Origin of the sequence: Candidatus Nanohalobium constans (genome assembly GCF_009617975.1) — an archaeon.
GTDB lineage: Archaea > Nanohalarchaeota > Nanosalinia > Nanosalinales > Nanosalinaceae > Nanohalobium > Nanohalobium constans.
Genome location: NZ_CP040089.1, coordinates 697,842 through 724,637 on the forward strand (window position 1 = coordinate 697,842; position 26,796 = coordinate 724,637).

Here is a 26,796-nt window from a genome sequence, read left to right on the forward strand (position 1 = left end):
AAAAAGGGAAGACAGTTTAGCAAAGTTTTTATTCTGCTGGACTGTCTCCAGGAGTTTTTCCTGGTTTCTCCGGACCTTCTTCCGGATTTGAGCTGTGATGCCAGAGTACATTGAACATTGGATCAAGTACTGATTCTGCCATGTGATCGCTTTGACTCCAGAATGCTGTATCCTGTGTAGAGTGAACATCATCATGAGTCATTGACATTGTGAGTGCGTCGTTGTCGATGATCGTAAACTCTCCTTCCGGAGCGTCAAGTCCTTCAAGTTTTTCCTCCATACCGCCAAGGTGTCTTACCTCAGCGAAGTCTTTCATCTTTTCGTAGGAAGACTGGTTCTGGTCCGTGACTGGAGCCAGTACCTGTACATTAATTCCTTGGTCTTTAGCTTCCTGTAGAAGATCGGAATGATTCTCCATCAAGTCGTTCAATCCTTTTTCCGAAGTCATGACTTTGATACTTTCCTCAGCATCCTTCATCATGGTTCCCATGTGCTGATTGATCTGGTGTTCCCCTTTCAGCGACCCACTCATTTCTGCAGGGTCAACAAGCTCTACTCCTTGGTCGTAGAGACTTTCTAGTTCGTCTACTGCTTCAGAATCTTTGAAGTTTTCAAGATCGTCAAGTTTGTCTTCAAGCTCTTGTTTATGTTGTTGTTTGATGTTCTCAATTGCCTGTTCTGGCGGGATTGAGACATATTCCATAGGGCTTGAGGATTTTATGACAACCAGGCCTTTTTCGGCCAGGGATTCTAGTACATCGTATGCTCGTGAACGCGGGACATTGGTCATCTCGGAGAGTTCTCCAGCTGTGGAGACACTTCTGCCTAAAAGTGCAGAATAAATCTTCCTCTCGTACATGTTCAGTCCGATGTCCTCGAGCTTGTCTAAAGTCTCTTTGCTTGCTACCATTTTGTGGGAAACACCTTGTAAAGCCTTTACTAACCGGTAGTTATAAACTTTATTTCCGGCTCCAAGAAAGGCCTCACGATTTTATCATTCAACAGTAAACAATAGAACTCGAATATTTATAAAACCTTGTCAACCCGGCGTTTCAACCGGGTAAAAAACCCTTCAGCCCTTTTCTGGAAAATCCGCGTTTCCTCATCTAATCCCCTCCACTCCATGCCATCAAAGAAACTGCCGATCTGATGACCATATTCATCATAATAGACAACCTCATTCATGCCGAACGGAGGCTCATTCTCAACAGGATTATCCGTAAAGGCAAAGCTGACGACCGAAACAGGGATTTTCCCATCCGGCACCTTGAAGTTCTGAGCGACACTGTGCTCATCGAAACCGCTCTTCCAGATCGAACTCAATCCCTCTTCCTCGGCCACTAACCGCATATTTTGGACTGCCGTCGCACCTTCAGAGAAGCAGAATTCACGGACATTACTGCCCAACTTCCGATTCATCCTCTCCTCATCAGCCAGAACAATGACACTGATAGGGGCCTCCGCAACCCTGTGATCACCAAGCATCTGCCCCAGATTCTCCAAACTATGGTCATCCTCAACAGCAATAAACTCCAAAGACTGCACATTCCCCGGAGAAGGAGTATTCCGTCCAGCCTCCAAAATCTTTCCAACCACGTCCCGAGGAATCACCTCATCTCTTGGATGCCGGAAAGAGGAAAGCGATCTGATATTTTCGAAACTTGACATAAACAAACTTTACTCAGCGGTAGCGTTTAAACTTTCAGGCTACGAAGTTTTTCCTGTGAAGTACTCGGAGCTAGCTGAAAAATACCAGGAACTGGAATCCACTCAGAAGACACTCGAGAAAACAGATATTCTAGCAGAACTATTCAAGGAAGGAGGCGAAGATCTAGAATACCTGGTACTCCTGGCAAGAGGACGAATCTACCCAGAATGGAACGAAGTGGAGATAGGACTCTCCAGCAGCATGATGCAGGACATCATAGCAGAAGCAACAGGATACACAGAGAAAGAAGTCGAAGAACTCTGGAGAGACGAAGGAGACCTCGGACTAGCAGCAGAAGAACTAGCCAAAAACAAAAAACAGCAGAAACTCATGAGCACAACACTGACAGTGGAGAAAGTGATTCAAAGACTGCGGAAAGTCGCAGAGATGAGTAAAGAAGGGTCCAGCCAATCCGTAAGCCAAGACAAGAAGAAAAAAGAAATTGCAGATTTAATCAGCTCATCAGAACCGCTTGAAGCACGATACATAACAAGAACCGTACTAAGCCACCTAAGAATAGGGATTGGAGAAGGAACAATCAGAGATGCACTGGCAGAGGCATTCTTCGAGGGAGAAAACAAGGATAAGATTCAGAGAGCATACGACTTCACCAATGATTTCACAGAAGTGGCCCAGGCATGTACAAAAGGAATAGAAGAGGTGGAAGAACTGAAGTTAGAGCTTTTCAGACCTGTCAACTCGATGCTAGCCAAGAAAGTAGATACAATAGAAGAAGGATTCGATTCAGTAGGTAAACCAGCCGTTATCGATTATAAATATGATGGGATGAGGGCTCAGATCCATATCAAGGATAGAGAAGTCAAAATATTTACTCGAAGACTTGAAGATGTCACTGAACAGTTCCCAGATGTAGTAGAAAAAGTTGAGGAACATATAGATGCTGAAAACTGTATTCTAGACACGGAGATAGTCGGTTTTAATCCCGAAGATGGATCTATGATAGAGTTCCAGAAGCTGTCCAAGAGGATTAAGAGAAAGTATGATATTCAGAAGCAGGTGAACGAGATCCCTGTAGAGGTCAGACCTTTCGACCTGATATACCTTAACGAGCCGATCCTTGAGGAAGAGTACAGCGAGAGGCTTGAGAAACTGGACAGAATAGTCGATGAAGAGGAGCGAGAACTCAGACTAGTCGACAGAGAAGTCACCGATGAAGAGGAGAAGGTTCAGGAAATGCAGCAAAAATCTCTGTCCGAAGGACATGAAGGCATTATGATGAAGAAGCTGGATGCAGAATACAAGCCCGGAAACCGGGTCGGATACATGGTCAAGCTGAAGCCAGTAATGGAGACACTGGACCTGGCGATCGTGGCAGCCAAATGGAGTGAAGGTGAGAGAGCCGGATGGCTAGGCAGACTATTCCTCGGATGCTACAACAAGGAAACAGGAGAATACGAACAGGTCGGAAAAATGGCCACAGGACTGACAGAAGAACAGCTAGAAGAGATAACAGAGAGGCTGAAGCCGTTAATAGAAAAGGAAGATGGTCGAAAAGTCTGGGTCCAACCAGACATAATAGTAGAAGTAGAATACGAAGAAATACAGCAAAGCCCAACCTACAACTCAGGATACGCACTGCGCTTCCCAAGACTAAAGAGTTTCAGAGACGATAAAGAAGAAGCAGACTCCAAGGAGAAAATTGAAAGTTTGTATGAGGATCAGAAGTAAAAGAAAGGAGAGAAATTTAGGTTAGTCTAGTCTTCTTTCTAGGTAGTTGACTAGTGTTTTCCTGTTCTGGTTGTTTTTCTCTGCTTCTAGGACTTCTTTTGCTGTGATATCTTCTCTGTTTTGGACAGCTTCTTTGACTTCTTGTACTGTGCTGCTTGTTACTAGTTCTTCTGCTCTTGATCCATTGCTTGTGCTGGATGAGACTGCTTGTTTGATTTCTTTTGCTGCTTCTCTTGTCTCTCTTTCCACGTCTTTCTGTGTTTCTTGCGTAGTCTCTTGTTCCTGAAGTGTTTGCTGACCGTTGAACTGAGTGGATTTCTGTTGTTTCTCCTGTTTTTCCTGTCGCTGTACCTTCCATTCATCGCTTTCAAGCCAGACGATGAACGCTCCGACAAGTATCAGCAGCGGACCAATACCTCCTAACACAAGATTCAGAAGCTGGTTTGAGAATTCTATTGATGTAAAGATTCCTAGCACCATCATTAGTGCTCCTACGAAAATTTTCAGTACCGGACTCATTGTATCACAACTACACAATAACAAAAAACTCTTATATTAATTGAGAACGAGTAGGATTGATTCAATCAGACCAGTTAACGAAACGGCTACCTCTGTTTACCATTTATAATATTTTCCGGAAAATGTTTGGATACGAGCTGAGCAAAACTATGAGTTTCTACAAATATGCAAAGGAACACTACGAACAGCCCAAGGAGAACTTGGAAGAAATATACAGCGAAAGACTCCAGGACTGGAGAAGAGAACCAAAAATGGTCAAACAGGAAAACCCTACCAGAATTCCAAAGGCAAGACAGCTCGGCTACAAAGCAAAACAAGGCTTCAACGTAATCCGTGTCCAGGTCGACAAAGGAGGAACCAAGAGACATCGACCTGACGCAGGAAGAGCACCTTCAAATACAGGACAAAGCCGGTACAGCTCAAAAAAGTCAAAACAAGTAATAGCAGAACAGAGAGCTTCCTCAAAATACGAGAACCTAGAAGTACTGAACAGTTACTGGGCAGCAGAAGACGGAAACCGAAAATGGTTCGAAGTCATCATGGTAGACCCAGACCACCCAGAAATCGAAAACGACGAAGACATCAACTGGATCTGCGACAAAAGAAACCGTGCAGAGAACGGTCAGACACCAGCAGCCAAAGAAAGCAGAGGACTAAGCAACAAAGGCAAAGGCGCGGAAAAAGTAAGGCCTTCACAGGCAGCTAACGACGGCAAGACCAAATAACTTTTTACTTTCCCCTCTATCCTATCAATTTCTATTGTACACCCCATTTTCTCAGGCAGGATTTCTTAAATCATTTTAGATTCCAGTAACTTCTATGCCCCAGTTCCACGACTTTTTCATAAATCCAGGACTAGAGGAAGAGGCCGAAGAATTAGGATGGAGCAATGGAAGCATCAGTGCTTCAGTCAAGATACTTGAAGCGAATGATTGGGGCGAACTCAAGCAGAAGATTAACGAGAATAGGGAAAATTATGATATACTCGCTTTCCAGGGCGGAAACCACGAATTAAACCGGAAAGCATTCTCCACACCAAAGATGGATGTAGTACTTCATCCTGGTAAAGGGAGGAAGGATTCCGGCATGAATCATGTGGACGCAGAGAAGTCTGCTGAGAATGATGTCGCAGTCTGTTTTTCGCTTAGAGAAGTTCCAGGAGATTCCAAGAGGCAGAGTCAGGTACTTGGAGATTGGAGAAGAAACCTGAAGCTTTGTGAAAAATATAATGCGCCATATATTCTTACGACAGAAGCCGAGAGTTCACATCAGTTGAGGGCTCCTAGAGACATGGCAGCAGTTATTAGCTCTTTGGGATACGATGGCAGAAAGGCAGTTTCAGAAGTGCCCGGGAAAATATTAGAGAAAAACCTGGAAGCCAGAAGAAAGAGTTCTGATTACGCTGGACATGAGGTGGTTGATTAGTGAAGCGTATTCCTCCAGCCATTCAAGAAAATCAGCGCTATCTCAAGTTCAAAGTTAGAGGCGAATATAAAGAGATTGGCGAAGTCGTGGATGCCGTTTGGGATTCCGCCACGAAGTACATGGGTACTCAAGGAGCTAGTAAATGCGATTTGTGGATTATTGGAAACAAGTTTGATGAAGAGAAACAGGAAGGAGTTGTCAAGATTAATAGAGAAATGGAAGATGACTTTAGGGCTGCTTTAACACTTAACACCGGATTCGATGACGATACATTTCTTAGTGTAGAGAAGGCTTCTGGAACACTAAAATCCCTTTGAACTTAGACCAACTTAACTTAAACCATATTTAAAAGGTTTCCTTTATAAACCGTATATATAGTTTTTAAACGAGGCCAGCTTTTTCCCGAATATTTTCGCTCTCGTGGAAAAAACTCTAAACACAAGGTGAATCAAGAAAAATGGTTGAAGACGACGACATCGACATTCAGAATGTAGTTGCATCCGCAGAATTCGACCAGAGACTTCCTCTGGACAGGATTGCAATCTACCTCGAAAACACAGAATACGAACCAGAACAATTCCCAGGACTAGTATACCGGCTGAAAGAACCAAAAGCAGCCGCACTACTCTTCGGATCAGGAAAAGTAGTCTGCACAGGAACCAAAAGCCCAGAACAAGCCAAAGAAGCAACACACAAGATCATCGAAGAACTGAAGGAAGCAGATGTAGAAATAGGCAACAAACCAGAAGTAACAGTACAAAACATCGTAGCTTCCAGCGAACTAGGCGCAAACCTGAACCTGAACAGGATCGCATTCGAACTAGTCGGAACAGAATACGAACCAGAACAGTTCCCAGGACTAGTATACAGACTCGACGAACCACAAGTAGTATTCCTACTCTTCAGCAGTGGAAACCTAGTCTGCACAGGAGGCAGAACCTACGAAGATGTAGAAGAAGGAATCGCCACACTCGAAGAGAACTTGAAAGAAATAGGCGCTCTTTAAAACAATTTTTTCTTTCATATCTTTCTTAGAAGTATGGTTGAAGATTTAGTCGACTGGAGCATAGATAACCATAACATAATTGCCGGAGCAGCCATAGGTATAAACGGAGGAATCTCATTTTATTTCCAAGATAAATCTGATAGAATAGATACTGAAGATCTTTCTCTAGAAACTCAAACAGTCGTAGGCGGACTAATTCAGGGAACAATCCTAGAATCAGGTTATTCATTTGTACTTGGAGACCAGGACTATGATCCAGAAGTAGCTGCGTCAGCTGCAGTAACAGCTACAGCAGTTTACAGAACGCTTTCTGAGCTAGATGAGCGATACCTAGCAGACGGCAAGGAATCAGCAAGAGAATTAGAAAAAGAACTCAATCAAGACGACCGCTACCAAGAAAATCCAGAAGAATTATTTAATTTCTGAAGAACTCTGAATAGCCTGCTTACCTGCTTCACGAACATACTCAGGAATATCATAACTTTCATCACTTAGTTCTTCTTTGCTGAACCATTTCACTCCATCGTGTTCATGGTCATGAGTAGCTTCTTCCTCATTTTTGATTCTGGCCAGGTAGAGGTAGTCACAGTGCCAATGGCCGTCTTCAACCTTATGCAGATTTGCATTGAAAGGCCGCGGAATATCGATAAACTCCTCTTCAACAACGCCGGAAGAATGCTGTAGTTCAACTTCAAGTCCTGTTTCCTCCATTGTTTCTCGCTTAGCTGCTTCATCAGGAGTCTCTCTTTCCTCTACATGTCCTCCAGGCGGCAGCCAGACGCCGTATTTGCTGTGATCAAGCAGGAGAAGTTTCCCGTCTTCCACGACCAGACATCCTGCTACGAAGTCTCTTCTAGCTCCTTCAGGAACTCTTAACTCCATTTTATCTCGCCCAATCTCTGTTCTATCTCTTCAGCTAGTGCAAAATCAGCCTCTGTAATACCGTCCTCTTCATGACTCCATAAGTCAATTTCTACTGCCCCGTACTCTACAGTGACTTCTGGATGATGGAAATGGGCTTCTGCCAGCGTGAATACTGTGTTGGCGAAGAATACCGAGTCTTTGTAGTTGTCAAACTCTACTCGGGTCACCAGTTTGTTGTCGCTGCGGCTCCATATCTGCGTTTCCTCTAGTTTTTCCGTTATATCGTCGTCTGAAAGTGTTTCCGCGTTTGCCATATTTACGGTTGGGATGCGGAGAGTTTTCATTATTTTTATCATTTGTCAGCGCAATGGTGATTATGGATTACGGGGAGGCAGTGACCGAGTTCGAGGAATTCTTCTCAGAGAGATACTTCCAGGAAGTCGTAGAAGCCGCTAAAGACGGGAGAGACAGCGTCGTAGTAGAGTTTGAGAAACTTGACATGTTCAGCTTTGAACTTACTGACTATCTCCGTGAAAACCCGGTTTCTGGAGTGGATGCTGCAGAAGAAGGTGTTCAAAGCCACGAACAAGTGACTGGCGAAGATTTCTCAGTCCGATTCGTCAACATGCCTGAAGAAGACCAGGTACTACTCAAGAACCTGAGATCAGAACACATAGGCAAATTCATACCAGTAGAAGGCATGATAAAAAGAGCCTCACAAGTCAAACCGGAAGTAGTATCCGCAATATTTGAATGTACAGCCTGTGGTGACAGATACGAAAAAGAACAGGACTCCTCTGAGCTGAAGTCACCTTACAAGTGTGACTGTGGCAGCAAAAAGTTTGATGCTATCGAGAAAAACATGACAGATACACAGATGGTGACACTGGAAGAAGATCCGGAGTCAAGGGAAGGATCTGAGCAGCCCTCATCACTTTCAGTAAGATTAGAGGGCGACTTGGTTGATCCTGACTTCCAGAAGAAAATTGTACCAGGTAATGTCGTCGAAGTAACCGGTATAATGCGTGAAAGACCATTGAAAAAGAACTCCAAGAAATTCGACATCTACATGGAAGCCAACCATGTCGAACCCACACAGCAAGAGTTTGAAGAGTTCGAACTATCCGGAGACGAAGCGGAAGAGATCAGAGCCATGGCAGAAGAAGGCAACATATACGAAAGAATAGTAAACTCTATTGCACCATCGATCTTCGGCCATGACCGAATCAAAGAGGCCATAGCACTACAAATATTCGGAGGAGTCAAGAAAACAAGAGAAGATGGAGTCAAAAGCCGTGGAGACCTCCACCTACTACTAATCGGAGAACCAGGAACCGGTAAATCCCAGATGCTTAAATTCACAGGAGAACTAGCACCAAAAGGACGCTATGTAGTAGGTAAATCCTCCACAGGCGCAGGACTCACAGCATCTGTCGTTAAAGAAGAATCTACAGGAGAGTTCAGCCTTGAAGCCGGTGCAGTAGTCCTGGCTAACAAAGGAATGGCCGCCATAGACGAAATAGACAAAATGGCAGCAGAAGACCGTTCTAGCCTCCACGAGGCGATGGAACAGCAGCAGATTTCGGTTTCCAAGGCTAATATCCAGGCTACCTTGAATGCTGAGACAAGTATTTTGGCTGCTGGTAACCCTAAGTTTGGGCGTTTCGATCCCTACGAACCGATCCCCGAACAGATTAACATCGGCGACACACTTCTTTCCCGTTTCGACATGATATTCCCTGTTCTGGATGAGCCGGATGAGGAGAAAGACAAGGAATTGGCAGGGACGATTCTGCAGAACCACATAGATCCAGAGGACACGGATGCGGAAATCCAGCAGGAGGAGCTGAGAAAATACATCGCGTACGCCAAGAAAAATGTACGACCACAGCTGACTGAGGAAGCCAGTCAGAAGATTCAGGAGTTCTATGTAAATATGCGTTCCAAGGGAGACGAAGGAAGTGTACCGATAACCGCTCGACAGCTTGAAGCACTGATCAGGATCTCCGAGGCAGCCGCAAGAGCACAACTAAAGGAAGAAGTTGATGTCTCCGACGCCGAGAAAGCGATTGATCTATTGACTTACTGTTTGAAGCAGGTTGGAATGGATCCAGAGACAGGCGACTTCGACATCGACATCATCGAATCCGGTGTATCCAACAGCCAGAGAAACCGGCTGCAAACCATCAAACAGTTGATCGATACACTGGCCGGGGACGATGACTCAGCTGAGATCGAGGAAGTACTTGAGCATGCTCAGGAAGATGGAATTGAGGAGGACAAAGCTGAGGAAATTATTGAAAAGTTGAAGCGAGAAGGAGAACTATTCGAGCCCCAGCAAGGACATATTCAGAAGATCTAGAAGTTTTATCTGTATGCTTTGTCTCTTGGAAGTACTGTTGTAAACTTTATTTCGTTTTCTAGTATGTCGAAGAATGCTCTGTAATCTCCTATTTTGAGTCTCCAGGTAGATTTTTCTGCTATGAATTTGGTGCTGTTATGCTGCTTCGGATCTAGACCATAGTCTTTGATTTGTTTCTGGAATTCTTTCAGTTTAGAAATGATTCTATCCTGAGTTTGTTTCTCTAGTTCGGTGAGCCTTTCGTCGAATCGTTTTGTCCGGGTTACTTTATAGCTCATCTATAGGCTGACCTTCTTGATCTCTAGCTTCTTCAATATCTTCCTTGGCTTTCTCAGAAAGTTTCTTGTTCTCCATATTCCGGACCAGACTCCTTAGAAGTTCCCCCCTGGAGGTAAAATTTCCTTCCTCCACAGATTCATCTAATTCCTCAATCATGTCTTCCGGAGCTTTGAAACTGACAACCGAACTCATAGACAAGTATACTAAGTAAAACTTTATAAAACTTTGCTCGAATAGTGGGGAGCGGCAAGCTAAGACCCTGACACAGGTCATGTACTAAAGTCTTTTTGACAAAGTAACAAACATGCCACAGCAGAAGAGACAGGTCGCAAAGATCACCAACACACACGAGTTGAACACCGGAAAATACTTTCAGAGAGAAGGCTTCGAACCAAACTTCCTACTGACTCCGGAAGGAAAGAGACTGTCTCGTGCACGGATCGTCGCAACTGTGGTAGACCGATTCATCAACGACGACGAAACATACGGCAGCATTACTTTAGACGACGGAAACGATACTACACAAGTCAAGTTCTTCAACGAACTCGAACTAATGGAAGGATTCGAAGAAGGAGACATCATCGAAGTAGTCGGCAAAGTAAGAGAGTACCAGGGCCAGATCTACCTAGACGGAGAAATCCTGACCCACACCAATCCCGAAGCAGAACTACTCCACCAACTCCGCTACAAAAAAACACAGGAAGAATGGAGCACAATACACGAAACCGTCAAACAACTCAAAGAAAGCGGTAAAGACCAAGAAGAAATCAACAAAGAAATGGCCGGCAAACTAAACGAAAACGAAGTCGACGCACTACTACAAAGCTTCGGAGAAACATTCACACAAGCAGAAACAGAAGAAGACAGAGAAAACCTCGAAAGAGAAGTACTCCAAGCAGTAGAAAACCTCGACGAAGGCGACGGCGCAGACTACGCAGACATAATCAACGAAATAGACGAACCAGAAGACCAACTAGAAGAAACAATCAACAACCTACTCAGCGACGGAACCTGCTACGAACCACAACCCGGCAAAATAAAGAAACTATGACTTAATTGGCAATATAGCTAGATAGAAGATTATCACGCCGACAAAAAACCTAATTAGGTTTGCATAGAAATTAACTATCATGCCTGTATTGGACAAAGTTGAGGATTATTTCAGTTCTTCAGGAGATACTAAAATATACTATGTAAATGACAATACTCACAGTCAAGCCACCCCTGAATACAAAAAATCAATAGTTAGATCTTTAGAGAAAGGGAAAAACATCAAAGTATTCCCTGAGTCCATTTCATACCAAATCAAACATAGAGACAGATGGGAATACTTATTACAACAACTGCTTAAAGGTGAAGCCAGATTAGATAAAAATTCCTTAAAATACAAAGGAGAAACTGTCCATTTATCCCCTAGCCTACACTGCTTACTATCTGAATCATATAATTACAGGAATAAAATTGATAAGATATATCCATCGCCAGCCTATGGAGGAGAAATAAGGAGAGAAGATAAAGGAACTACAGAAAAAAGGAGAAACTTCAGAACCAGACAAGATGATCAAATTACTGGCTGATCATACATTCAAGAGAGATGTATCCTATAAATCATACATAGACAAGAAACTTAATAACCATAAAGGGAGTGCAGTAGTCGTGATGGGAGCAACTCACAATTTGGGTTTTCTGCTATCCAAAGATTATAACACTAGAAAGATGAATGACAAAAAATTGCAAACTAACTCTGCCAACTTTAGAGCAAATCGCATGGCACTAAGAAAACTAAAAGATAAAATAAACAACTAATTATGAGTAGTTGATAGAGATCCTCTTTATACTCTTCTATATAAGAGCATCCAACTTAAGAAGATCACCCACAGTAAGAGAACTATGAACAACTACGATGAATTACTCGAAAAAGGTAAGGAGGAAACTCCTGATGACTTGGAGAAGGAAGAGAGATTTGAAGTCCCTGAGTTGAAGACGAGGAAGGATGGTTCCCGGACGATTATTGAGGATTTCTCCGGTATTGCTGAGAAGCTGGGCAGGGAGGAGAAGGTTCTGTCCAACTTTATTCAGAATGAGCTTGGTACTGCTGGACATATTGAAGGCGATGAACTGGTTCTTAATGGAGAGTTCCGCCGTGGTAATGTTCAGGGGCGTCTGGAGAATTATGTTGATGAGTATGTGTATTGTCCTGAGTGCGGGCGTCCTGATACAGAGATTAAGAAGGAGAAGGGCGTTGAGATTATGAAATGTCAGGCTTGTGGTGCCCGGACTTCTCTATAACATAATTCTTTTATTTGTTTCTTTGAAGTAGTTACATATGGATTATCCTGTTGAGGATCCTAGAAGAGGCAGAGTTTTTGATGCTGGAGTTGAGAATTTGGAAGCATTAGCAGAGGTTCTCAGCGAGTATGCTTCTAAGCTGGAAACCGCTGTTGAGATGTATGACGGCGAGGAACAGTTCAGAAAGGCAACCGAATTCAATAGAGTAGCTGTTAGAGCCTATGAAACTATAGATGAGTGGCAAGATGATTCTGAAGAATACGATGATGAATTACTGGGGAAAGATCCGCAGGTTTTAGCGAAAGAGGCTCAATCAGTAGATAAAGATGAGGTGCAGAGAAGAGTAGATGCTAGAAATGAGCTTTTAGCGGCCGAGAGAAATTATCTGGACGCTGTGAGGAAAGCAGAACAGGAAGTTGAATGTTCTTGGAGAACCGTAAAAAGTTCGCTGGTTTAAAAAGGTTGGAGGTATATGTTGATTTTAGGAGGTTCGAGCTAGTTGTTTGGACTTCTCTATTTGAGGTGTAAATTTATTTATGGCAGATCAACCACAGCAGATGGACGCTCAGCAAGCTATGCAGATGATGCAGCAAAAACTCGGTAATGTAGAACTTACTGTGCACGCACTTCTCTCTGTACTCGATGAAAAAGACGTTATCGACCAGGAAGAAGTAAACGAAGAAGCACAGAGCATTGTCGAAGAGATGCAGCAACAGCAAGCAGATGGCGAAGGCGGCATCCCAGAAGACCTAGAAGACGAACTGGAATAATTAGTTCGAGTTTTCTAGCCGCTTATTCATTTTTCTCTCTTTATTTTTGTTCATATTTATTGGGAAATTAGATTCTTAGGTAGATCCATATTGTTCCATATATCATCATAATTGCCGTTCCTATATACACGAGTCTCTCAATATGTTCTCTCTGTGGTTTAAGAGCTGCTAATGTTAGACCGTGAAATGTCAGTAGTAGGAAAATTTTTGTTTCCTGACTCCACGCCTCTAATGCAAGTGCAAGCAGAATAGATAGTTGAAATAGTGCGATAGGTATTTTCTTACCTGATTCAACTGCTATGGTTGTTATATCAGCTCTTTTATCAGGTTGATAATCCATTACTGCGGCTAGCGCATGACCTCCTCCTCCATAGATAAGTGAGAACCACATAGCTCCTGGAATTATATCGCTGAAAGAAGCTCCAGTTAATCCAACACCTATGGCAAATGTTGCATAGGCCATCAAGAAGTTTACGAAGGAATCAAGAAAAGGTCTTCCTTTTAATCTTATTGGAGGCGCTGAATACATCAAACTGAGTATTGTCAGGATTATTAATGCTATACTTGCAGTCCTAGGAAGAATAAGTGATAGAATGAAGGCAGATATTATAGAAAATATTGTTACCCACTTTGCTATCATCTCTTTTCTTTGGTCAACGACCTCTCCCTGTATCCCGCCTTTTCTAGGATTATTTTCATCTGTCTCTGAATCAAAGTAGTCGTTTGGGGCAAAACCAACATAAAAAGAAACCAATGTTACAAGCGTTGCAATGGGAAGAATCGAGAGGGAAAAACCATTGGCAGATACTATGGCTGCCAGCATAGTAATTATACCTATCGGTATCCCTATAGGGCGGCATAAACCAATAAATGTCTTAATATAAAGGAGGAGCTCACTTTTCTCCAATCGGCGCACATTCCTCACCCAGTGGTCCCTCTTCACATGTTGGGTTTTGTGCTTTGCAGTGTTCTCTGCCATGGTCGATCAGTAATCGGTGGAATTCGTATTTTATGTCATCAGGGACTTTTTCTTCGAGTATGTCGTGTGCTTTGGTCCTAGAAGCAGTTTCTGGTATAATTCCTAGTCTTTTGGAGACTCTGTGGACATGTGTGTCAACTGGCATAACCGGTTTGTCGAAGTGAAAGCAGAGGATTATTGCTGCAGTTTTAGGACCAATACCCGGGATTTCTGTCAACCATTTCTTGCCTTCTTCTATGCTCATGTCCTCTATAAAGTCGATGCTGTATTCTCCTTGATCCTCTCTTATGATTTCCAGTGCTTTCTGTATTCTTTCTGCCTTAGTAGGACCTAGCCCTGCAATTCTGATAGTATCAGTCAACTCTTCATAATCTGCGTTTTCTACTGTTTTCCAGTTGTCGCCGTATTTCTCTTTCAGGTTCTGAAAGGCTTTATCCCTGTTAATGTCATTTGTGTTTTGGGATAGGATTGTTTCGACCAGGTAGTCGATACCACTCATCTCTGTCGGCTGTTCTGGCTCTCCATAGTACTCCTTAAGTTCCTGATTTATCCTTCGGATTTTCTCCTCATCAGATTCTACCATAAAAAATTAGTCTCCGGACGACTGTTTTAAAATCTATTTTAGAACCAAGCGGAAGTTGTAAAGTGCGTCTACAGAACCTCTATCGCCGTCAAAACCGCCAAGGAAATCGCCCGGAAGCTTCTTGCATAGGGATTTCTCACCAACCAGGAGAGTATCCTCATCAATCTTCTCTTCCACTAGTTCAAGGTGCTCATCTATCTGTTCCTGACGCTTTCTCTCAAAACGACCCTGTGAGAAACCGCCTTTCTTCTGTTTGCTGTCAACACGCGAAGAAACTTCCTCTCTAACTAATATCTCACCATCCTTCTCTTCAAATATTGTTGTTTCGCCTGCTGAGACTGCAGCCCACTTTTTCTTCTTCTCGACAAATGAAAAAATCTTTGAAGCATCAAAGCTATCTGAAACCACCCATTTAGGCTTGAAGAACGCTCGCATCTTGAATTTAACCTGTAGAAAGTCTTCATCCATGAAAGCAGCGAAGCCTTTATCATCAGACAGAAACTCAAAGTTCTCTTTGGAAATAGACGACTTGAGACCCTGTTGATCACTTAATCTCCGAACTGTTTGAGGAGAGTAAATAGTTAAGAGATCATTTTCAGGAGACTCGATAGACCTCAATTTATTCAAAATTCTTTTTCCCTGTTTAAAAGAGATTTTCTCTATCTCTTGACCCTCCATATCCGTAGAATCGTCTCTGCTTGTGCCTTGGTTCTGGATCTTCTGCTCCAGCTTGTTTATTTTTTCTTCTGCCTCCTGTTTCTGTGTTGAGAGTTTGGAGCGGCGTTCTTTCTCTGCTCGGAACCTTTCCTTGAAGCTTTCCTTGTCTTCTTCCAGTGCTTCTATTTTCTCTTGAAGTTCCTTCTTCTCTTGCTGTAGTTCTTCTATTTCTTGTTTCTGGTTCCAGGGCAGTTTCATGTATTTCTCTGGGTTAGGAGGGTTTTTGACGGTTGTGTTGAAGCATGGGAAGACTTTTTAAGACTCATCGGGTTAACAGTTCTTGTAGTGGTAAATAATGGCTGAAATGACAGTTGAGGAACTTAATCCAGAAGCAGATGATGTTGAAATCGAAGGAACAATTAAAGAACTTCCAACACCTCGAGCCGTATCAACACGGTACGGACAGAAACGGATCACAACCGTAGTATTCGAGGACGAGACAGGAACTATCGACCTGACACTATGGGAGGAAGAAATCGACGCAATCGAAGAAGGAGCAGAAGTCCACATCACCGGAGCATATGTCCGAGAATGGGCAGACGACATCCAACTCAACATCGGGAGAGACGGAGACATCGAACAAGTCGAATAAAACTCATCTTTTCCCAAAAAAACTACTTTTCTCTACTAGTTTTTCCTTTCTAATTTAAAACTCCAGAAGTCCTTTCTACTTAGAGATGGGTATCGACGACCGCATCCAGGAACTGGAAGAGAAACTTGAGAAGACTCCTGTGAACAAGGCAACGGAGACAGAAAGAGGCCGTTTGAAAGGTCAAATCGCTGAGTTGAAGGAGGAAAAACAGAAAAAGCAGAAAGGAACCGGCGACACCTCAGGCTACGCAGTCAAGAAGAAAGGAGATGCAACAGTCGCACTCGTAGGATTCCCATCAGTAGGAAAGAGCACGCTTCTCAACAATATGACTAATGCTGACTCAGACACCGGAGCATACGAGTTCACAACACTAGATGTCAATCCAGGAATGCTAAAGCACAAGGGAGCAAATATTCAGGTCTTAGATGTTCCAGGGCTTATAGGCGGTGCTGCAGATGGAAGAGGTGGCGGAACACAGGTTCTTTCAGTTGTGAGGAACGCTGAGTTTGTTGTAATTATGCTTGATCCTGAAGAGATGAGGGAAGACGAGATTAAGTCCGAGCTGTACAACGCCGGAATCCGGATAAACAAGCATCCACCAGATATGAAAGTTGAGAAGAAAGGACGTGGAGGAATAAATATTTCCACCACAGTCGATCTGGATATCCAAGAAGAGACTATCAAGCAGATGATGCAGCAGAGAGGCTACACAAATGCCGAAGTAATAATAAGAGAAGAACTAGACCTAGACCGTTTCGTCGACGGACTGATGAGGAACAGAAAATATGTTCCGGCAATAACTGTAGTTAACAAAGCTGATATGCTGGACTCCGAGACAAGGAAGGAGTATGAGGATAAGTATGATTTACTGATCTCTGCCGAAAAACAGAAAAACCTGGAAAATTTGAAAGACGAAATTTTCAAAGGTCTAGGCTTAATCCGCGTCTACATGAAGGAGAAAGGCGAGGATCCTGACAAGGATGAGCCTTTAATCCTTACAGAGGGCGACGCAGTCGAGGACGCATTGGAGATACTGCCAGGCGATATGAAGGACCGTTTCAAAAAGGCGAAGGTGACAGGCGAGAGCTCCAAATTCCCTGAGCAGAAAGTCGGTGTAGAACATGAACTGATGGACGAAGATATTCTTGAACTAAATCTGCGGCACATATAAAGGAGAGCTTAGAAACCTCTAAAAACTGTTTTAAACATTCTAAGCGTTTTAAATCAAAGAGTATTTAAAGGTTTCAAAGGTTATTCGTATTTGATGGCATCCGATTTTGTGGATGAAACCGGTCAGCATATACCGGTTGACTTCCAGGAGAAGAGCCTTTTCATGAGGATCTCCTCCAATTTAAAGGAGCTAGTAACCAGAAGATAAGAAACACAACCTAATTTTTTCTCTATTCTCTTTAACTTCAAAACAGAATAACTCAGGAAAATGTGAAGGTAAGTAAAGAGTAAAAAGAGGTTTACTCGATTAGTTTGGCGTTGACTACGCCGTCCTGTCCTGGGCGTGAAGTTACTTCTGCCTTTCCTTCGCTTGTCTGGATAACTGTTCCTTTTGTCAGCAGACTTCTTCTTACGAAGTTTTTGTTTGCCGGGTTCTCTTCGACTGATTCAATTTCCGCTTCTACTACTTCGCCGTCAGCTGCTACATTCGCAGTGTCGGAGCTTTTTGCTACTGTCTTCTGGTTTCCTCCTCTTGTCCGTTTCTTGATTGTAGTGGTTTCTCCTGTCTGTGGCTCGGAGAACTCTCCGCCTTTCTGGTGTTTCTTGTGCTTCCGGTATTTGCGGGTTTTACCTCCCGTCTTCTTTGTGGTCGAATTATCTTGCCAAACTGCCATAATATATTATAGAGAACCTGTGAAATCTTATAAAAACACGCAGAACCAATCAGGGATATCCCTGAATCTGAAAGGGTTTATTAAAGTTGACGCGGAATCCACGGTTACAGGTGTATAAACTGTATGGGAGATCAAAATAGAAGGCCATTCGATGTACTAAACGAAGCAAAAGACGGAAGAGTACTAGTAACTTTGAAAGGATACGGAGATGAAGAAAAACAGGTTTCAGGAGAGCTTCAGGCCTTTGACAAACACTTGAACATCTGGTTGGAAGACGCTAGAGTAACAGGCGAAGATGGACAGACAGACTACGGTCAACTATTCGTCCGTGGAGACAATGTACTGTTCGTCAGCCCAGAATAGGTGAACTAATTAATGGCACTGAACAAAGGAAAACGAAACAAGAAAGTACACGGCAAATGCCGCAGATGTGGAGAAAAATCTTTCCACCTACGTAAAAGCGAATGTGCTTCCTGCGGATTCGGCAAAACAAAGAAAAGAAACGACTTTGACAAAGCCAAGCCACGCAAAGAATAAACCATGGAAGACGAAAAAGCTTTCTCAGTCATCGTTCTCTCACAGAGCGGCGACTACCTAACAGAAACAGAAGACCAAGTCACCCGCACAGAGAACGGAGTAGAAATAACAGACCCATACATATTCAACGAAAACGAGAAAGCACAACTCGTCAAAGCAGACCAAATATTCATCCCTTACCACGCCGTAGAAGCAATCCAACACGGCGAATTCACACAGGAAACAATCTAGACTTTGAAGACCATTCTTTGAATGGTCTCTGATGATCAAACTTTCAGAAGTTTGTTGGGTCCGTAGCTCAGCCTGGCAGAGCGCCGGCCTTTTAAACCTCAAGCCCCATCTGGGACGAGGATCGAGAAGAGCTTCGCTCTTCGAATAAAGGCAGCCGGTCGTCGCGGGTTCAAATCCCGCCGGACCCGCAACCATTCTCAAAAACCTTCTACACCAATTGAAATTATGGAAATAACAACTCTAATTGTAATAATTTTGCTTTTTGCAGGGGTGATCGGCAGCATTGTTCCCATGGCTCCAGGCGCACTATTCTCACTAGCCGGAGTAATCATCTATTTCTTCAGTACAGAAGATCCAAGTATCTTGTTCACAGTTTTTGGAATCTTAACTGCTGGTTTTACCTTGCTGGTCGATTGGTTTGCTGGCTCTATAGCAGCTAAATATGGAGGAGCATCGAGTAAGACAAGCCTTGCTGCGGGAATAGGAGGATTAATAGGATTTATAGTGACTGCAGGTAATCCACTTGGTTTAGCTGCAGGAGTAGCTTTAACAGTTCTAATCCGTGAATACTTGATTCATGGAGGCGAAAGAGATAGTTTGAAAGCAGCTGTGTACGCTACTATCGGAGTTCTAGGTTCTTCCATTGTCCAAGCAGTACTGACTGCTTCGATTCTCATTGCTTTCCTGATTTCAATGGTGATATAATTGGAGCTAGAAGGAACAGTGACTTCTGGCATGGGTGACGGAGAGTACTATATTGGGAAGGAAGTTTACCAAGAAGCATTTGATGAAACACTGGGATTCAGGCCGTTTCCCGGAACATTAAACCTGGAAGTCGAGGAAAAAACACGAGAGGCGTTCGAGGAGAACTCTGAAACCTTAGAAATTAGAGAAATCTACGAAGACGGTGAACGGCTAAGCGATGTGGATGTAACACCATGCAAGATTGAAGGCGTTGAGTGTGGTCTTCTTAGACTGGAGTTTACTGATCATCCCAAGTCTGTTGCAGAGGTTGTGGCACCTATTGAGTTGCGGAAAAAATTTAATTTAGAGGATGGAGACAAAGTCAAGTTAGAACACAATTGAGTCTTTACTGACGGAAAATATTTACGAAGCTGCAGACAAAATTCTAAGGTAATGGAAAGAGAAAAATTTAGGGAAGAGGCTACCGAGGCCACATTGCTGTTCATAATCCAAGATGGAGAGGCATTGCTTATCGAGAAGAAGCGAGGTGTTGGCGAAGGACTGTTCAATGGTCCAGGCGGCAAGCTTGAAGGCGACGAAACACCGGAAGAATGTGCAATTAGAGAGACAGAAGAGGAACTGAAGTTGGCTCCAGAAGATGTTGAAAAAGTCGGTGAACTAGAGTTTATATTCGGCGAAGATCCTTTCCAGTTCGTCCATGTATTCAAGGCTTCAGGTTTTTCTGGAGAACCTGAAGAGACAGAGGAAGCAAGGCCAGAATGGTTTGAAACCGAGAATCTGCCTTACGAGGATATGTGGCCTGATGATAAGTACTGGGTGCCGAAGATGCTGAAGGATGAGAAGTTCCTGGCTCGTTTCTATTTCGATGAAGAAGGAGACGAGATTCAAAGTCACGAATTTGAAGAGCCAAGGTTCCTATAACTGAGGTACTTAGTGAATAATTGGAAACTTCGACACTTAATTTTTCGGTTCGATTTTTAATCAAGTAGAATCAAACTATTCTCCCAGGGGTTATATTGCCAGCACAAGAGTACTCTGGAAATTCTGAAAACGAGCTAAAATCTGAGTCAAGTATTCCCGAAGATTGGATCAAACTTCAGAGCGATTCCGGAAGCGCTTATGTAATGATGGAGGATCCTATAACGCATCATTCGAAGTTAGATATAGTACGAAACAATGATGGAAATTGGGTTACAGTCTACGAACCAATGTCAGCAAAAAACAAAGATCAGCCAAACAAGTATGATCTACCTAACAACATTTTCGACTCCAGGGAAAGCGCCGAAGAATATGCGGAGAAAATATTGAATCATGGACTAGGAAACATCTTCGCAGAATACGGCATACGCACTGCCAGAAACAGAGAACACTCAAGAAACAGAAAAAACACCTGGACTGAAGAATTTGGAATACAAATCACTGAACTTGATTAGGAAAACCAACCACTTTCGTCTCATACTCGCCGCCCTCACCGGCGGCGTTAAATCTGTACTCCTCAGCCAAATCCAATAAATCATCAATATTCTCCTCTTTTAGAACTCTGCCTTCCCACTCCTCTGTAAGACCTCGTGCCGCGACATCAGTGATCTCAACCTCGAAACCTTCACGGATAAGCCATTTCATATATCTCGATTGATTCTCCTGCCACAGCGGAGCAAAAACCTTCAAGCCCAACCTCTCTGCAACTCTATCGACTCTGTCACGCTGATAAGTAGAGGCTATAGCTCCAGCAACTACTCCTTCAACTCCGTACTCTTGCTTGGCTCTCTTTAAACCTTCTCTGAGATCCTCTAACTCTTCTTCTTTCTCGCCTTCAGTCTCCTGCACAACCAGAGGAATATCCAACTGTTCGCTCTGCCATTCAATATCTTTCCTCTCCTTCTTGGAGTCGAACATGTAACTGTGCTTGTTCTCCGATCTCAAAGTCAGTAGACATGAAATCTTATTGTTTCTTCTCTGAATACGGTAAAGTGCTGCATTTGAGTCTTTGCCTCCCGATGTAAGAGCCACCAGCTTCCTATTCAACTTATCACGGAAACTATTCAAGTATTCCTGCTTGTGATCGTAGTCATTATCCTTCGCTAATCTGGAAATAGCTTTATCGAAGTTACTGCCATACTGAGCAGCAGTTTTACCTCTCCAGGCAACTTTCTCCGGAACCCCAAGTTTCTCAGCAGCCTTCCTCAACACATACTTCCTGTAATCGTCCTTCACTTTGTACTCTTCTGGAATAGTTAGAGCATGCTCAATAAGTTCCTGATCAAGGAATGGAAGCCTTATTTCATAGCCGTTCCTGAAGCTGACGACATTATCTCTGTATAGATCATTTTCAAAAATTGATCGCAGACCAGAGAGACACTCCTTGTTCAAGTAACCTTGTTGCCTGTGGTAACCTGCGTAAAGCTGTTCAGAGCCTAGACCTGAGAAAACCACTTTTTCGCTCTTTGAGGAATTTTGCAGCGAAAAGTGGAATGGCAGTGCGACACCATTTTTCACAACTGAAGTAGATGAAATCCAATCCGTAATTTTGGGAATTTCCCTCTCTACTTCTTCTAGGTCTGCCTCATAGCTTTCCAGCTCTATGCCCATATCTTCTGCGACTTCTTCTGCCCAGTCCATATCACGAGGCGCATTGACATTCCCATGCTGTATTCCAGCAGTATAAGCTGTGAAATCTTTGCCCAGTTCCTGTAAAGCTGCCGCAATCAATGTGGAATCAACACCACCAGAAAATAGGAGTCCTACACCGCCTTCAGGAATCCTTTTCTCAACTGCTTCCAAGAATTTTTCCTTAATTTCCTCAGCAGCTTGCTCTAATTCCTTTTCCTCCTTGACATCTATTTCAAAGAATTCTCGCTGCTCAAAACTCATCTCTTCCTCTTCGATATCGTATTTTAGAATCTGCCTAGGATGAAGTTCTCTCGACTCCACACCTTGTTTTTCCAGTGCCTGTTTTTCTGAGGCGAATACAAAAGGGTCTTCACTGTACCAGATCGGATTAACTCCTAAAAGATCTCGAGCTAAAATTAATTCGCCGTCTCGAATATAGGCAAATGCATATATTCCATCTATCTCTTCTAAACCCTCTACTCCTTTCTCCTCCAGAACTTTAAGAAGTGTTTCTGCGTCATTCTCTGTCTCCCAGCCATTTTTTCTGTTCAGTTCTTGCCAGTTGTATATTTCACAGTTTGCGGAAAGAATACCTTCCTCTTCGATCGGCTGTTCCAGTTCTCCGACTACAGAGTGCAGTACATGGCCTAGAGTAAAGTTTTCTGTCTTTTGTGTTTGGCAGGAGCTGCCTCTATGCTGCATCTCATTGACAAGTTTCTCTACTGTTTCCTGGTTTTCTGCTCCTGCTATCCCACACATACTGGTTTCTGTTGCAGGGAATCTTTTTGAGTTTCCACTTTGAAGTTTTCTCCAGGTGAATTTGAAGTGTACGATATTTTACGGGATGCTCTACACGAGAACGGTGAAATCATGATCAGACTGAGTTCAGGTGAGGACAGAGAACTACATCTCCACAACACTGATTTTCTGGAGAACGGAATGGTTAAAGTCGACGGAGACGACGAAATCCACTGGCTAAATCCTGACCATGTAGAGAGATACTGGATTCACGAAGACTTCTAAACAATTTTACTCTTTTTCTCTACGAGATATCCCTGCTCTGGATCAAACCTCGTAATCCGCACCAAAGTCACTCAAACCTTTCTGACTGTTGTCAATAGCTTCATAGGAGTTTATCACATCCGCCATTTCCACGTCGACAAACTCCAGATCTCTTTCCTCTAGATAATCTAACACCTTATCCGTCATCTTTGGTGCAACAAGTATACCTCGGATACCTCCTTTAAATTCATCCTCTATTTCATCGACATATCTCTGTAGCTGGAGAACAGTGTTGTAGTCCGGGTTGCGCTTAACTTCAATAACTACATAGCTGTCATCACTGTCTCGGGCGAACACATCGATGAAACCGGCCGGAGTCTCCTTCTCCCTTTCAATAACCTTCAGCTCTTCTTCAACTATCCCAGGTTCCTCTTCTATGGCTTCGTGAATATCTACTTCATCACCAGAAACCTTCAACTCAGATTTGTCCACCATCTGATCAACTGTCAACAATTCAATCTCCTCAAAACGGATCTCAACTACTTCTTCCGGATTAGTTCTCTTCGCCTCCAGAATCAGGTGCTTTTCTTCCTCATCAATTTCTACAGTGTAGGAATCGACTTCCGGCTGCCAGTTCTTCGGCTGATAGTTATCCGGGCCATGCACCAGAATCGCCGAATCCTGCTTCTTAATCACCAACCGCTCACCCCTATCAAGCTTCGACTTAGCCCTACCCTGATAATTGACGGCGCAGAGACCATTAATCTGGACAGTGTACTCCCTCTTCAGATACTCCGAGAGAATTTCTTCTGCTTCTGAGAAATCCGGGTTTTGAATTAGTTTTTCCATGAATGTTAATAGTTAGATAAAATTAAGAGAGATAAACCCTATCTTCCAGATATCACTTATCAATGACAACATATATAAAAGTTTATTTATTTGGATCTAATAAGGCGATTAAAATGGGACAGAACGACTATACCAATAAACTTCGTGAATCATCAGAAAACCTTCAAAGAGCTGAGTCTGGACTAACTCATGGTGCAGTGAACTACGGTCCAAGTTCAATGAGCGAACCTACAAATCCTGGACCTTTAGTATTTCAGATGCCTGTTGCACTCAGAGAAGCAGCTGAATACTGTGAAGATTTGGCAGAACAAACTGAGGAAGGGGGAAGACTGGATACAGTAAGAGAAATTCTAGGCAGGCCAACATCAGACGAAATAGCAACTCAGGAAATACCTGGAGATCAAGTAAATTCGGTCTATGAGTCTACACAACCATTCAACGGTGAATTTACCTATAACGACTTTGAGCAGGCTGTACAAGCCTGGGACGAAGTTCATGATTCAGAAACTTACGAGATGATAGAAGAACCAGGAGATGAATTTAGACCTATCGAACAGGTTCAAACTGCACTTGGTGAAGTTGCAACATTGCAGGACAGAACTAATCTCTAACTCTTCTTTCCCTTCCATTTTATCCATCTAATCTTCTATTCTAAATCATGGACTACACAGTCAAGGAACTACCAGAGTCGGAGCGACCTAGAGAGAAATTAGAAGAACGAGGCGTTTCTGCTCTTTCGGATGTCGAGCTTCTTTCGATTATCATTAGGACTGGGATCCAGGGTAAGAATGTGAAGGAGTTGTCGGGTGAGATCTTGGATGAGGTTTCTCTTGATGGTTTGGCTGACAGGAGTTTGGATGAGTTGAAGGATTTTGATGGCATTTCAAGAGTGAAGGCAGGTCAGTTACTGGCTGCTGGAGAGCTGGGTAGAAGGATGAAGAGGACCGAGAAGGAGAGGATTGAGAGTTTCAGTGATGTCGAGTCTCAGGTTGAGGACATGAAGTTCTTGGAGAGTGAGAGGGCACGAGTCTTCTATCTGAACTCCGGGAACGAAATAGTGGCCGAAAAGGAGTTTGATGGCAGTGTTTCTTCAGTGGATCTTGAGATGCGTGAAATCTTTGAAGAAGGTCTGAGGTCTAATGCTTCTGCATTGATTTTGGCGCATAATCATCCTTCAGGTAAAGCTGATGCTACTGAAGAGGATTTAGAGTTTACCAAAGAGTTAATTAATCTTGGAGAAAAGTTGGATATCGGTATTTTGGATCATACGGTTGTTGGAGATGACATAACCAGTTTGAGGAAGAGTTCTGCTCTCTGGAAATAGGTCTCATTATATACCTTTCGGTGGTTTTCCCCACCCTATTTAAAGTTTACTCGAGCGGTCCTATATGTAGCTAAAACAGTTTTCTAAGGCTGTCAAGAGTTGATTTCCAACCATGGCGATAGACATTCGTGACCACCGGGCTGTTCCAGACCATCGCAAAATGACTGAAGACGAGATCGAAGAAGTTCTCGAGAAATATGATGCGGACAAAAGTGATTTGCCGAAGATAGAGCGCACTGACGCCGCATTAAAGCAGATGGATGTCGAAGTTGGCGATGTTATAGAGATAGAAAGAGACAGTCCTACAGCCGGAAAAACCACTTACTACAGAAGAGTTATCGAAAGATAACCGAGTTTCTCAGGTGAAAAAATAATGAAGGAAGAGTTCTTAGAGCAGATGATTGATAGAAATGTTGTAAAACACCAGATTGAATCCTACAACCGTTTTGTTGAAGAAAGGATTCAAGCGATTCTAAACGAAGTTGGTTCAATCGAACCAGAACTTCCAGACGGAGAGGACCTCGTCATAAAGATAGTAGATGTTGATATCGAAAGACCTAAGATCAACGAAGCAGACGGTTCTGTAAGAAAAATTACACCTAGAGAAGCACGAATGCGAGACCTAACATACTCCTCAGAGATCAAGGTCCAGATGACACCGATCTTCGAAGGAGTCAAACAGGAATCCGAAGAAGTCACAATCGGAGAAATCCCAGTCATGATTGGATCCGACCTTTGCTGGACCTCAGAATGGGACGACGAAGAAAAGCGGAGAAATGGTGAAGATCCGGAAGATACAGGAGGATACTTCATCATTAACGGTTCCGAGAAGACAATCGTCTCCATGGAAGAAATGGCAGACAACAAGCCGATCTACCAAGAAGACGATGGAGAACAGACCTGTAGAATCAACTCTGAGAACTCAGGATATGTCCAGAGACATCAACTAGTCAGAGACAAGGATATTGTAGAGATCTCATTCGCTAATGTGAAGAATACTCCAGCGATCGCATTGATCAGAGCTCTAGGCTACGAGACTGACAAGGAAATCGTAGAAGCGATCGGAGAAGAATACTCTTCAGATGTATACCTCAACCTGTACGAGGTAGATGCCTCGAACCAGGAAGAAGCATATGAATATGTAGGAAGACAGGCAGGAATCACATCAGATGTCCAGGAGAGAGTCGACAAAATACTAGACGAATATCTTCTACCACACCTAGGACAGGAACCAGACTCGAGAGAAGACAAGGCAGAGCTTCTTGCATCCATGATCAGAAATGTGATCGCGCTCGGAAAAGGCGACATCACAGAAGACGACATGGACCACTATGCCAACAAAAGACTAAACTTGGCAGGAGAACTCCTAGAAATGCAGTTCAGATCTGTTTTCCTAGGAAAATGGGGATTGGTCGCAAGAATGAAATACAACTTCCAGAAAAGTGCAAAAAGAGGAAGACTACCAAGCCTTCAGTCCACAGTTGTATCAGACACGCTCAACAAACAGATTATGGGAGCAATGGCAACAGGAAACTGGGTAGGAGGAAGAACAGGAGTATGCCAGAGCCTGGAGAGAAACAATCGTATCAAGACGCTGGCACACCTCAGAAACATCGTCTCACCGCTTTCAGCTGACAGACAGCACTTCGAGGCAAGAGACCTTCACCCAACACACTGGGGTAGAATCTGTCCAATCAAGACTCCGGAAGGTATGAACATCGGACTGAGAACCCACCTAGCGATGTCCGCGAATGTTTCAACCGGAATGAGCAAGATGGAGAAAAACTCTCTAGAGATGAAGCTTGAAGAAACAGGGATCGAGGTCGAATAGAGGTTGATTAAAATGAGCAAAATTGATACTATGAAGCTTAAATCGAAAATTGGAAATCTTAAGACACGATTCAGTGAGGTG

General features: G+C 43.3%; 39 protein-coding genes and 1 tRNA gene. 27 read left to right on the forward strand and 13 right to left on the reverse strand.

Annotated features, from left to right (window positions below; all coding sequences use genetic code 11):
• Positions 1-28: 28 nt before the first annotated feature.
• Together LC1Nh_RS04300 and LC1Nh_RS04305 are read right to left on the reverse strand one after the other, a co-directional pair.
• Positions 29-910, reverse strand: a complete 882-nt coding sequence (locus LC1Nh_RS04300) for a TrmB family transcriptional regulator (RefSeq protein WP_153550475.1) — start codon at positions 908-910, stop codon at positions 29-31.
• Positions 911-1,026: 116 nt separating this feature from the next.
• The gene (locus LC1Nh_RS04305) at positions 1,027-1,668 is read right to left on the reverse strand and encodes a nitroreductase family protein (RefSeq protein WP_153550476.1); all 642 of its coding nucleotides are present in this window, start codon (positions 1,666-1,668) and stop codon (positions 1,027-1,029) included.
• Between the two features lie 55 nt (positions 1,669-1,723).
• Between LC1Nh_RS04305 and LC1Nh_RS04310 the strand changes: the two genes are divergently transcribed.
• Entirely contained in the window at positions 1,724-3,397 is a 1,674-nt protein-coding gene (locus LC1Nh_RS04310; protein WP_217907016.1) for an ATP-dependent DNA ligase, read from the forward strand.
• 21 nt (positions 3,398-3,418) lie between these two features.
• On the opposite strand, the gene LC1Nh_RS04315 is transcribed toward LC1Nh_RS04310, so the two are convergent.
• On the reverse strand, positions 3,419-3,916 hold the full coding sequence (locus tag LC1Nh_RS04315) for a hypothetical protein (RefSeq protein ID WP_153550478.1): 498 nt from the start codon (positions 3,914-3,916) through the stop codon (positions 3,419-3,421).
• A 149-nt stretch (positions 3,917-4,065) separates the two neighbouring features.
• On the opposite strand from LC1Nh_RS04315, the gene LC1Nh_RS04320 reads away from it, so the two are divergent.
• From LC1Nh_RS04320 to LC1Nh_RS04340, 5 genes are all read left to right on the forward strand, one after another.
• The gene (locus tag LC1Nh_RS04320) at positions 4,066-4,641 is read left to right on the forward strand and encodes a 50S ribosomal protein L15e (RefSeq protein WP_153550479.1); all 576 of its coding nucleotides are present in this window, start codon (positions 4,066-4,068) and stop codon (positions 4,639-4,641) included.
• Between the two features lie 94 nt (positions 4,642-4,735).
• The gene (locus tag LC1Nh_RS04325; protein ID WP_153550480.1) at positions 4,736-5,341 is read left to right on the forward strand and encodes an RNase P subunit p30 family protein; all 606 of its coding nucleotides are present in this window, start codon (positions 4,736-4,738) and stop codon (positions 5,339-5,341) included.
• A complete protein-coding gene (locus LC1Nh_RS04330; protein WP_153550481.1) occupies positions 5,341-5,658 on the forward strand; it encodes an Rpp14/Pop5 family protein in 318 nt (105 codons plus the stop codon). Before LC1Nh_RS04325 ends, LC1Nh_RS04330 begins: the two co-directional genes overlap by 1 nt.
• 140 nt (positions 5,659-5,798) lie before the next feature.
• The gene (locus LC1Nh_RS04335) at positions 5,799-6,347 is read left to right on the forward strand and encodes a TATA-box-binding protein (protein ID WP_153550482.1); all 549 of its coding nucleotides are present in this window, start codon (positions 5,799-5,801) and stop codon (positions 6,345-6,347) included.
• A 33-nt stretch (positions 6,348-6,380) separates the two neighbouring features.
• Complete coding sequence (locus LC1Nh_RS04340) at positions 6,381-6,773, forward strand: hypothetical protein (protein ID WP_153550483.1); 393 nt, start codon at positions 6,381-6,383, stop codon at positions 6,771-6,773.
• Here the strand turns inward: LC1Nh_RS04340 and LC1Nh_RS04345 are convergent.
• Positions 6,759-7,229 carry an NUDIX hydrolase gene (locus tag LC1Nh_RS04345; RefSeq protein WP_153550484.1) on the reverse strand — a complete coding sequence of 157 codons (471 nt, stop codon included), beginning with the start codon at positions 7,227-7,229 and terminating at the stop codon, positions 6,759-6,761. The two genes, LC1Nh_RS04340 and LC1Nh_RS04345, sit on opposite strands and share 15 nt — an antisense overlap.
• On the reverse strand, positions 7,220-7,525 hold the full coding sequence (locus LC1Nh_RS04350) for a 4a-hydroxytetrahydrobiopterin dehydratase (protein WP_153550485.1): 306 nt from the start codon (positions 7,523-7,525) through the stop codon (positions 7,220-7,222). The genes LC1Nh_RS04345 and LC1Nh_RS04350 overlap by 10 nt, the downstream gene beginning before the upstream one ends.
• Before the next feature lie 53 nt (positions 7,526-7,578).
• On the opposite strand from LC1Nh_RS04350, the gene LC1Nh_RS04355 reads away from it, so the two are divergent.
• On the forward strand, positions 7,579-9,573 hold the full coding sequence (locus LC1Nh_RS04355; RefSeq protein WP_153550486.1) for a minichromosome maintenance protein MCM: 1,995 nt from the start codon (positions 7,579-7,581) through the stop codon (positions 9,571-9,573).
• Between the two features lie 5 nt (positions 9,574-9,578).
• On the opposite strand, the gene LC1Nh_RS04360 is transcribed toward LC1Nh_RS04355, so the two are convergent.
• On the reverse strand, positions 9,579-9,851 hold the full coding sequence (locus tag LC1Nh_RS04360; protein WP_153550487.1) for a type II toxin-antitoxin system RelE family toxin: 273 nt from the start codon (positions 9,849-9,851) through the stop codon (positions 9,579-9,581).
• The gene (locus LC1Nh_RS04365) at positions 9,841-10,044 is read right to left on the reverse strand and encodes a ribbon-helix-helix domain-containing protein (RefSeq protein WP_217907017.1); all 204 of its coding nucleotides are present in this window, start codon (positions 10,042-10,044) and stop codon (positions 9,841-9,843) included. Before LC1Nh_RS04365 ends, LC1Nh_RS04360 begins: the two co-directional genes overlap by 11 nt.
• Positions 10,045-10,156: 112 nt before the next feature.
• Here LC1Nh_RS04365 and LC1Nh_RS04370 point away from each other — a divergent pair, with 112 nt between their 5' ends.
• The 5 genes from LC1Nh_RS04370 (at position 10,157) to LC1Nh_RS04390 (ending at position 12,911) form a co-directional block, all read left to right on the forward strand.
• Positions 10,157-10,903, forward strand: coding sequence for an OB-fold nucleic acid binding domain-containing protein (locus LC1Nh_RS04370; RefSeq protein WP_153550489.1), 747 nt, complete (start codon positions 10,157-10,159; stop codon positions 10,901-10,903).
• Between the two features lie 79 nt (positions 10,904-10,982).
• Entirely contained in the window at positions 10,983-11,429 is a 447-nt protein-coding gene (locus LC1Nh_RS04375) for a hypothetical protein (protein WP_153550490.1), read from the forward strand.
• A gap of 313 nt (positions 11,430-11,742) precedes the next feature.
• Complete coding sequence (locus LC1Nh_RS04380) at positions 11,743-12,141, forward strand: translation initiation factor IF-2 subunit beta (protein ID WP_153550491.1); 399 nt, start codon at positions 11,743-11,745, stop codon at positions 12,139-12,141.
• A 37-nt stretch (positions 12,142-12,178) separates the two neighbouring features.
• The gene (locus LC1Nh_RS04385) at positions 12,179-12,598 is read left to right on the forward strand and encodes a hypothetical protein (RefSeq protein WP_153550492.1); all 420 of its coding nucleotides are present in this window, start codon (positions 12,179-12,181) and stop codon (positions 12,596-12,598) included.
• Positions 12,599-12,677: 79 nt separating this feature from the next.
• Positions 12,678-12,911, forward strand: coding sequence for a hypothetical protein (locus LC1Nh_RS04390; RefSeq protein WP_153550493.1), 234 nt, complete (start codon positions 12,678-12,680; stop codon positions 12,909-12,911).
• Positions 12,912-12,978: 67 nt separating this feature from the next.
• On the opposite strand, the gene LC1Nh_RS04395 is transcribed toward LC1Nh_RS04390, so the two are convergent.
• Genes LC1Nh_RS04395 through LC1Nh_RS04405 form a run of 3 tightly spaced genes read right to left on the reverse strand, consistent with a single transcriptional unit; the run spans position 12,979 to position 15,388 of the window.
• The gene (locus LC1Nh_RS04395; RefSeq protein ID WP_217907018.1) at positions 12,979-13,818 is read right to left on the reverse strand and encodes a UbiA family prenyltransferase; all 840 of its coding nucleotides are present in this window, start codon (positions 13,816-13,818) and stop codon (positions 12,979-12,981) included.
• Positions 13,805-14,473 (reverse strand): endonuclease III domain-containing protein, encoded by a 669-nt coding sequence (locus LC1Nh_RS04400; RefSeq protein WP_153550495.1) that lies wholly within the window; start codon positions 14,471-14,473, stop codon positions 13,805-13,807. The genes LC1Nh_RS04395 and LC1Nh_RS04400 overlap by 14 nt, the downstream gene beginning before the upstream one ends.
• 33 nt (positions 14,474-14,506) lie before the next feature.
• Complete coding sequence (locus tag LC1Nh_RS04405) at positions 14,507-15,388, reverse strand: Vms1/Ankzf1 family peptidyl-tRNA hydrolase (protein ID WP_153550496.1); 882 nt, start codon at positions 15,386-15,388, stop codon at positions 14,507-14,509.
• Between the two features lie 97 nt (positions 15,389-15,485).
• Between LC1Nh_RS04405 and LC1Nh_RS04410 the strand changes: the two genes are divergently transcribed.
• Together LC1Nh_RS04410 and LC1Nh_RS04415 are read left to right on the forward strand one after the other, a co-directional pair.
• Complete coding sequence (locus LC1Nh_RS04410; RefSeq protein WP_153550497.1) at positions 15,486-15,782, forward strand: OB-fold nucleic acid binding domain-containing protein; 297 nt, start codon at positions 15,486-15,488, stop codon at positions 15,780-15,782.
• 85 nt (positions 15,783-15,867) lie between these two features.
• The gene (locus tag LC1Nh_RS04415; protein WP_153550498.1) at positions 15,868-16,953 is read left to right on the forward strand and encodes an OBG GTPase family GTP-binding protein; all 1,086 of its coding nucleotides are present in this window, start codon (positions 15,868-15,870) and stop codon (positions 16,951-16,953) included.
• A gap of 298 nt (positions 16,954-17,251) precedes the next feature.
• On the opposite strand, the gene LC1Nh_RS04420 is transcribed toward LC1Nh_RS04415, so the two are convergent.
• Positions 17,252-17,626 (reverse strand): 30S ribosomal protein S8e, encoded by a 375-nt coding sequence (locus tag LC1Nh_RS04420; protein WP_153550499.1) that lies wholly within the window; start codon positions 17,624-17,626, stop codon positions 17,252-17,254.
• A gap of 123 nt (positions 17,627-17,749) precedes the next feature.
• On the opposite strand from LC1Nh_RS04420, the gene LC1Nh_RS04425 reads away from it, so the two are divergent.
• From LC1Nh_RS04425 to LC1Nh_RS04460, 8 genes are all read left to right on the forward strand, one after another.
• Complete coding sequence (locus tag LC1Nh_RS04425) at positions 17,750-17,989, forward strand: LSm family protein (RefSeq protein ID WP_153550500.1); 240 nt, start codon at positions 17,750-17,752, stop codon at positions 17,987-17,989.
• A 12-nt stretch (positions 17,990-18,001) separates the two neighbouring features.
• A complete protein-coding gene (locus LC1Nh_RS04430) occupies positions 18,002-18,163 on the forward strand; it encodes a 50S ribosomal protein L37e (RefSeq protein WP_153550501.1) in 162 nt (53 codons plus the stop codon).
• Positions 18,164-18,166: 3 nt separating this feature from the next.
• On the forward strand, positions 18,167-18,394 hold the full coding sequence (locus tag LC1Nh_RS04435; RefSeq protein ID WP_153550502.1) for a hypothetical protein: 228 nt from the start codon (positions 18,167-18,169) through the stop codon (positions 18,392-18,394).
• Between the two features lie 56 nt (positions 18,395-18,450).
• Positions 18,451-18,582, forward strand: a tRNA-Lys gene (locus LC1Nh_RS04440).
• 37 nt (positions 18,583-18,619) lie between these two features.
• On the forward strand, positions 18,620-19,099 hold the full coding sequence (locus tag LC1Nh_RS04445) for a DUF456 domain-containing protein (protein WP_153550503.1): 480 nt from the start codon (positions 18,620-18,622) through the stop codon (positions 19,097-19,099).
• The gene (locus LC1Nh_RS04450; protein WP_153550504.1) at positions 19,100-19,480 is read left to right on the forward strand and encodes a DUF120 domain-containing protein; all 381 of its coding nucleotides are present in this window, start codon (positions 19,100-19,102) and stop codon (positions 19,478-19,480) included.
• 51 nt (positions 19,481-19,531) lie between these two features.
• Complete coding sequence (locus LC1Nh_RS04455) at positions 19,532-20,020, forward strand: 8-oxo-dGTP diphosphatase (RefSeq protein ID WP_153550505.1); 489 nt, start codon at positions 19,532-19,534, stop codon at positions 20,018-20,020.
• A 95-nt stretch (positions 20,021-20,115) separates the two neighbouring features.
• Entirely contained in the window at positions 20,116-20,532 is a 417-nt protein-coding gene (locus LC1Nh_RS04460) for a hypothetical protein (RefSeq protein WP_153550506.1), read from the forward strand.
• Here the strand turns inward: LC1Nh_RS04460 and LC1Nh_RS04465 are convergent.
• Positions 20,516-22,468 carry a diphthine--ammonia ligase gene (locus tag LC1Nh_RS04465; RefSeq protein WP_153550507.1) on the reverse strand — a complete coding sequence of 651 codons (1,953 nt, stop codon included), beginning with the start codon at positions 22,466-22,468 and terminating at the stop codon, positions 20,516-20,518. The two genes, LC1Nh_RS04460 and LC1Nh_RS04465, sit on opposite strands and share 17 nt — an antisense overlap.
• Positions 22,469-22,534: 66 nt before the next feature.
• Between LC1Nh_RS04465 and LC1Nh_RS04470 the strand changes: the two genes are divergently transcribed.
• Complete coding sequence (locus LC1Nh_RS04470; RefSeq protein WP_153550508.1) at positions 22,535-22,732, forward strand: hypothetical protein; 198 nt, start codon at positions 22,535-22,537, stop codon at positions 22,730-22,732.
• 42 nt (positions 22,733-22,774) lie between these two features.
• Here the strand turns inward: LC1Nh_RS04470 and nucS are convergent, their stop codons facing one another.
• Entirely contained in the window at positions 22,775-23,560 is a 786-nt protein-coding gene (nucS, locus tag LC1Nh_RS04475) for an endonuclease NucS (protein ID WP_153550509.1), read from the reverse strand.
• A gap of 113 nt (positions 23,561-23,673) precedes the next feature.
• Here nucS and LC1Nh_RS04480 point away from each other — a divergent pair, with 113 nt between their 5' ends.
• The 4 genes from LC1Nh_RS04480 (at position 23,674) to LC1Nh_RS04495 (ending at position 26,715) form a co-directional block, all read left to right on the forward strand.
• Positions 23,674-24,171 (forward strand): hypothetical protein, encoded by a 498-nt coding sequence (locus tag LC1Nh_RS04480; protein ID WP_153550510.1) that lies wholly within the window; start codon positions 23,674-23,676, stop codon positions 24,169-24,171.
• 47 nt (positions 24,172-24,218) lie between these two features.
• Positions 24,219-24,884: a RadC family protein gene (gene radC, locus LC1Nh_RS04485; protein WP_153550511.1), complete on the forward strand. Its 666-nt coding sequence runs from the start codon at positions 24,219-24,221 to the stop codon at positions 24,882-24,884.
• A gap of 112 nt (positions 24,885-24,996) precedes the next feature.
• A complete protein-coding gene (locus LC1Nh_RS04490; RefSeq protein ID WP_153550512.1) occupies positions 24,997-25,233 on the forward strand; it encodes a DNA-directed RNA polymerase subunit H in 237 nt (78 codons plus the stop codon).
• A 24-nt stretch (positions 25,234-25,257) separates the two neighbouring features.
• Complete coding sequence (locus LC1Nh_RS04495) at positions 25,258-26,715, forward strand: DNA-directed RNA polymerase subunit B'' (protein WP_153550513.1); 1,458 nt, start codon at positions 25,258-25,260, stop codon at positions 26,713-26,715.
• The last annotated feature ends 81 nt before the right edge of the window (positions 26,716-26,796 follow it).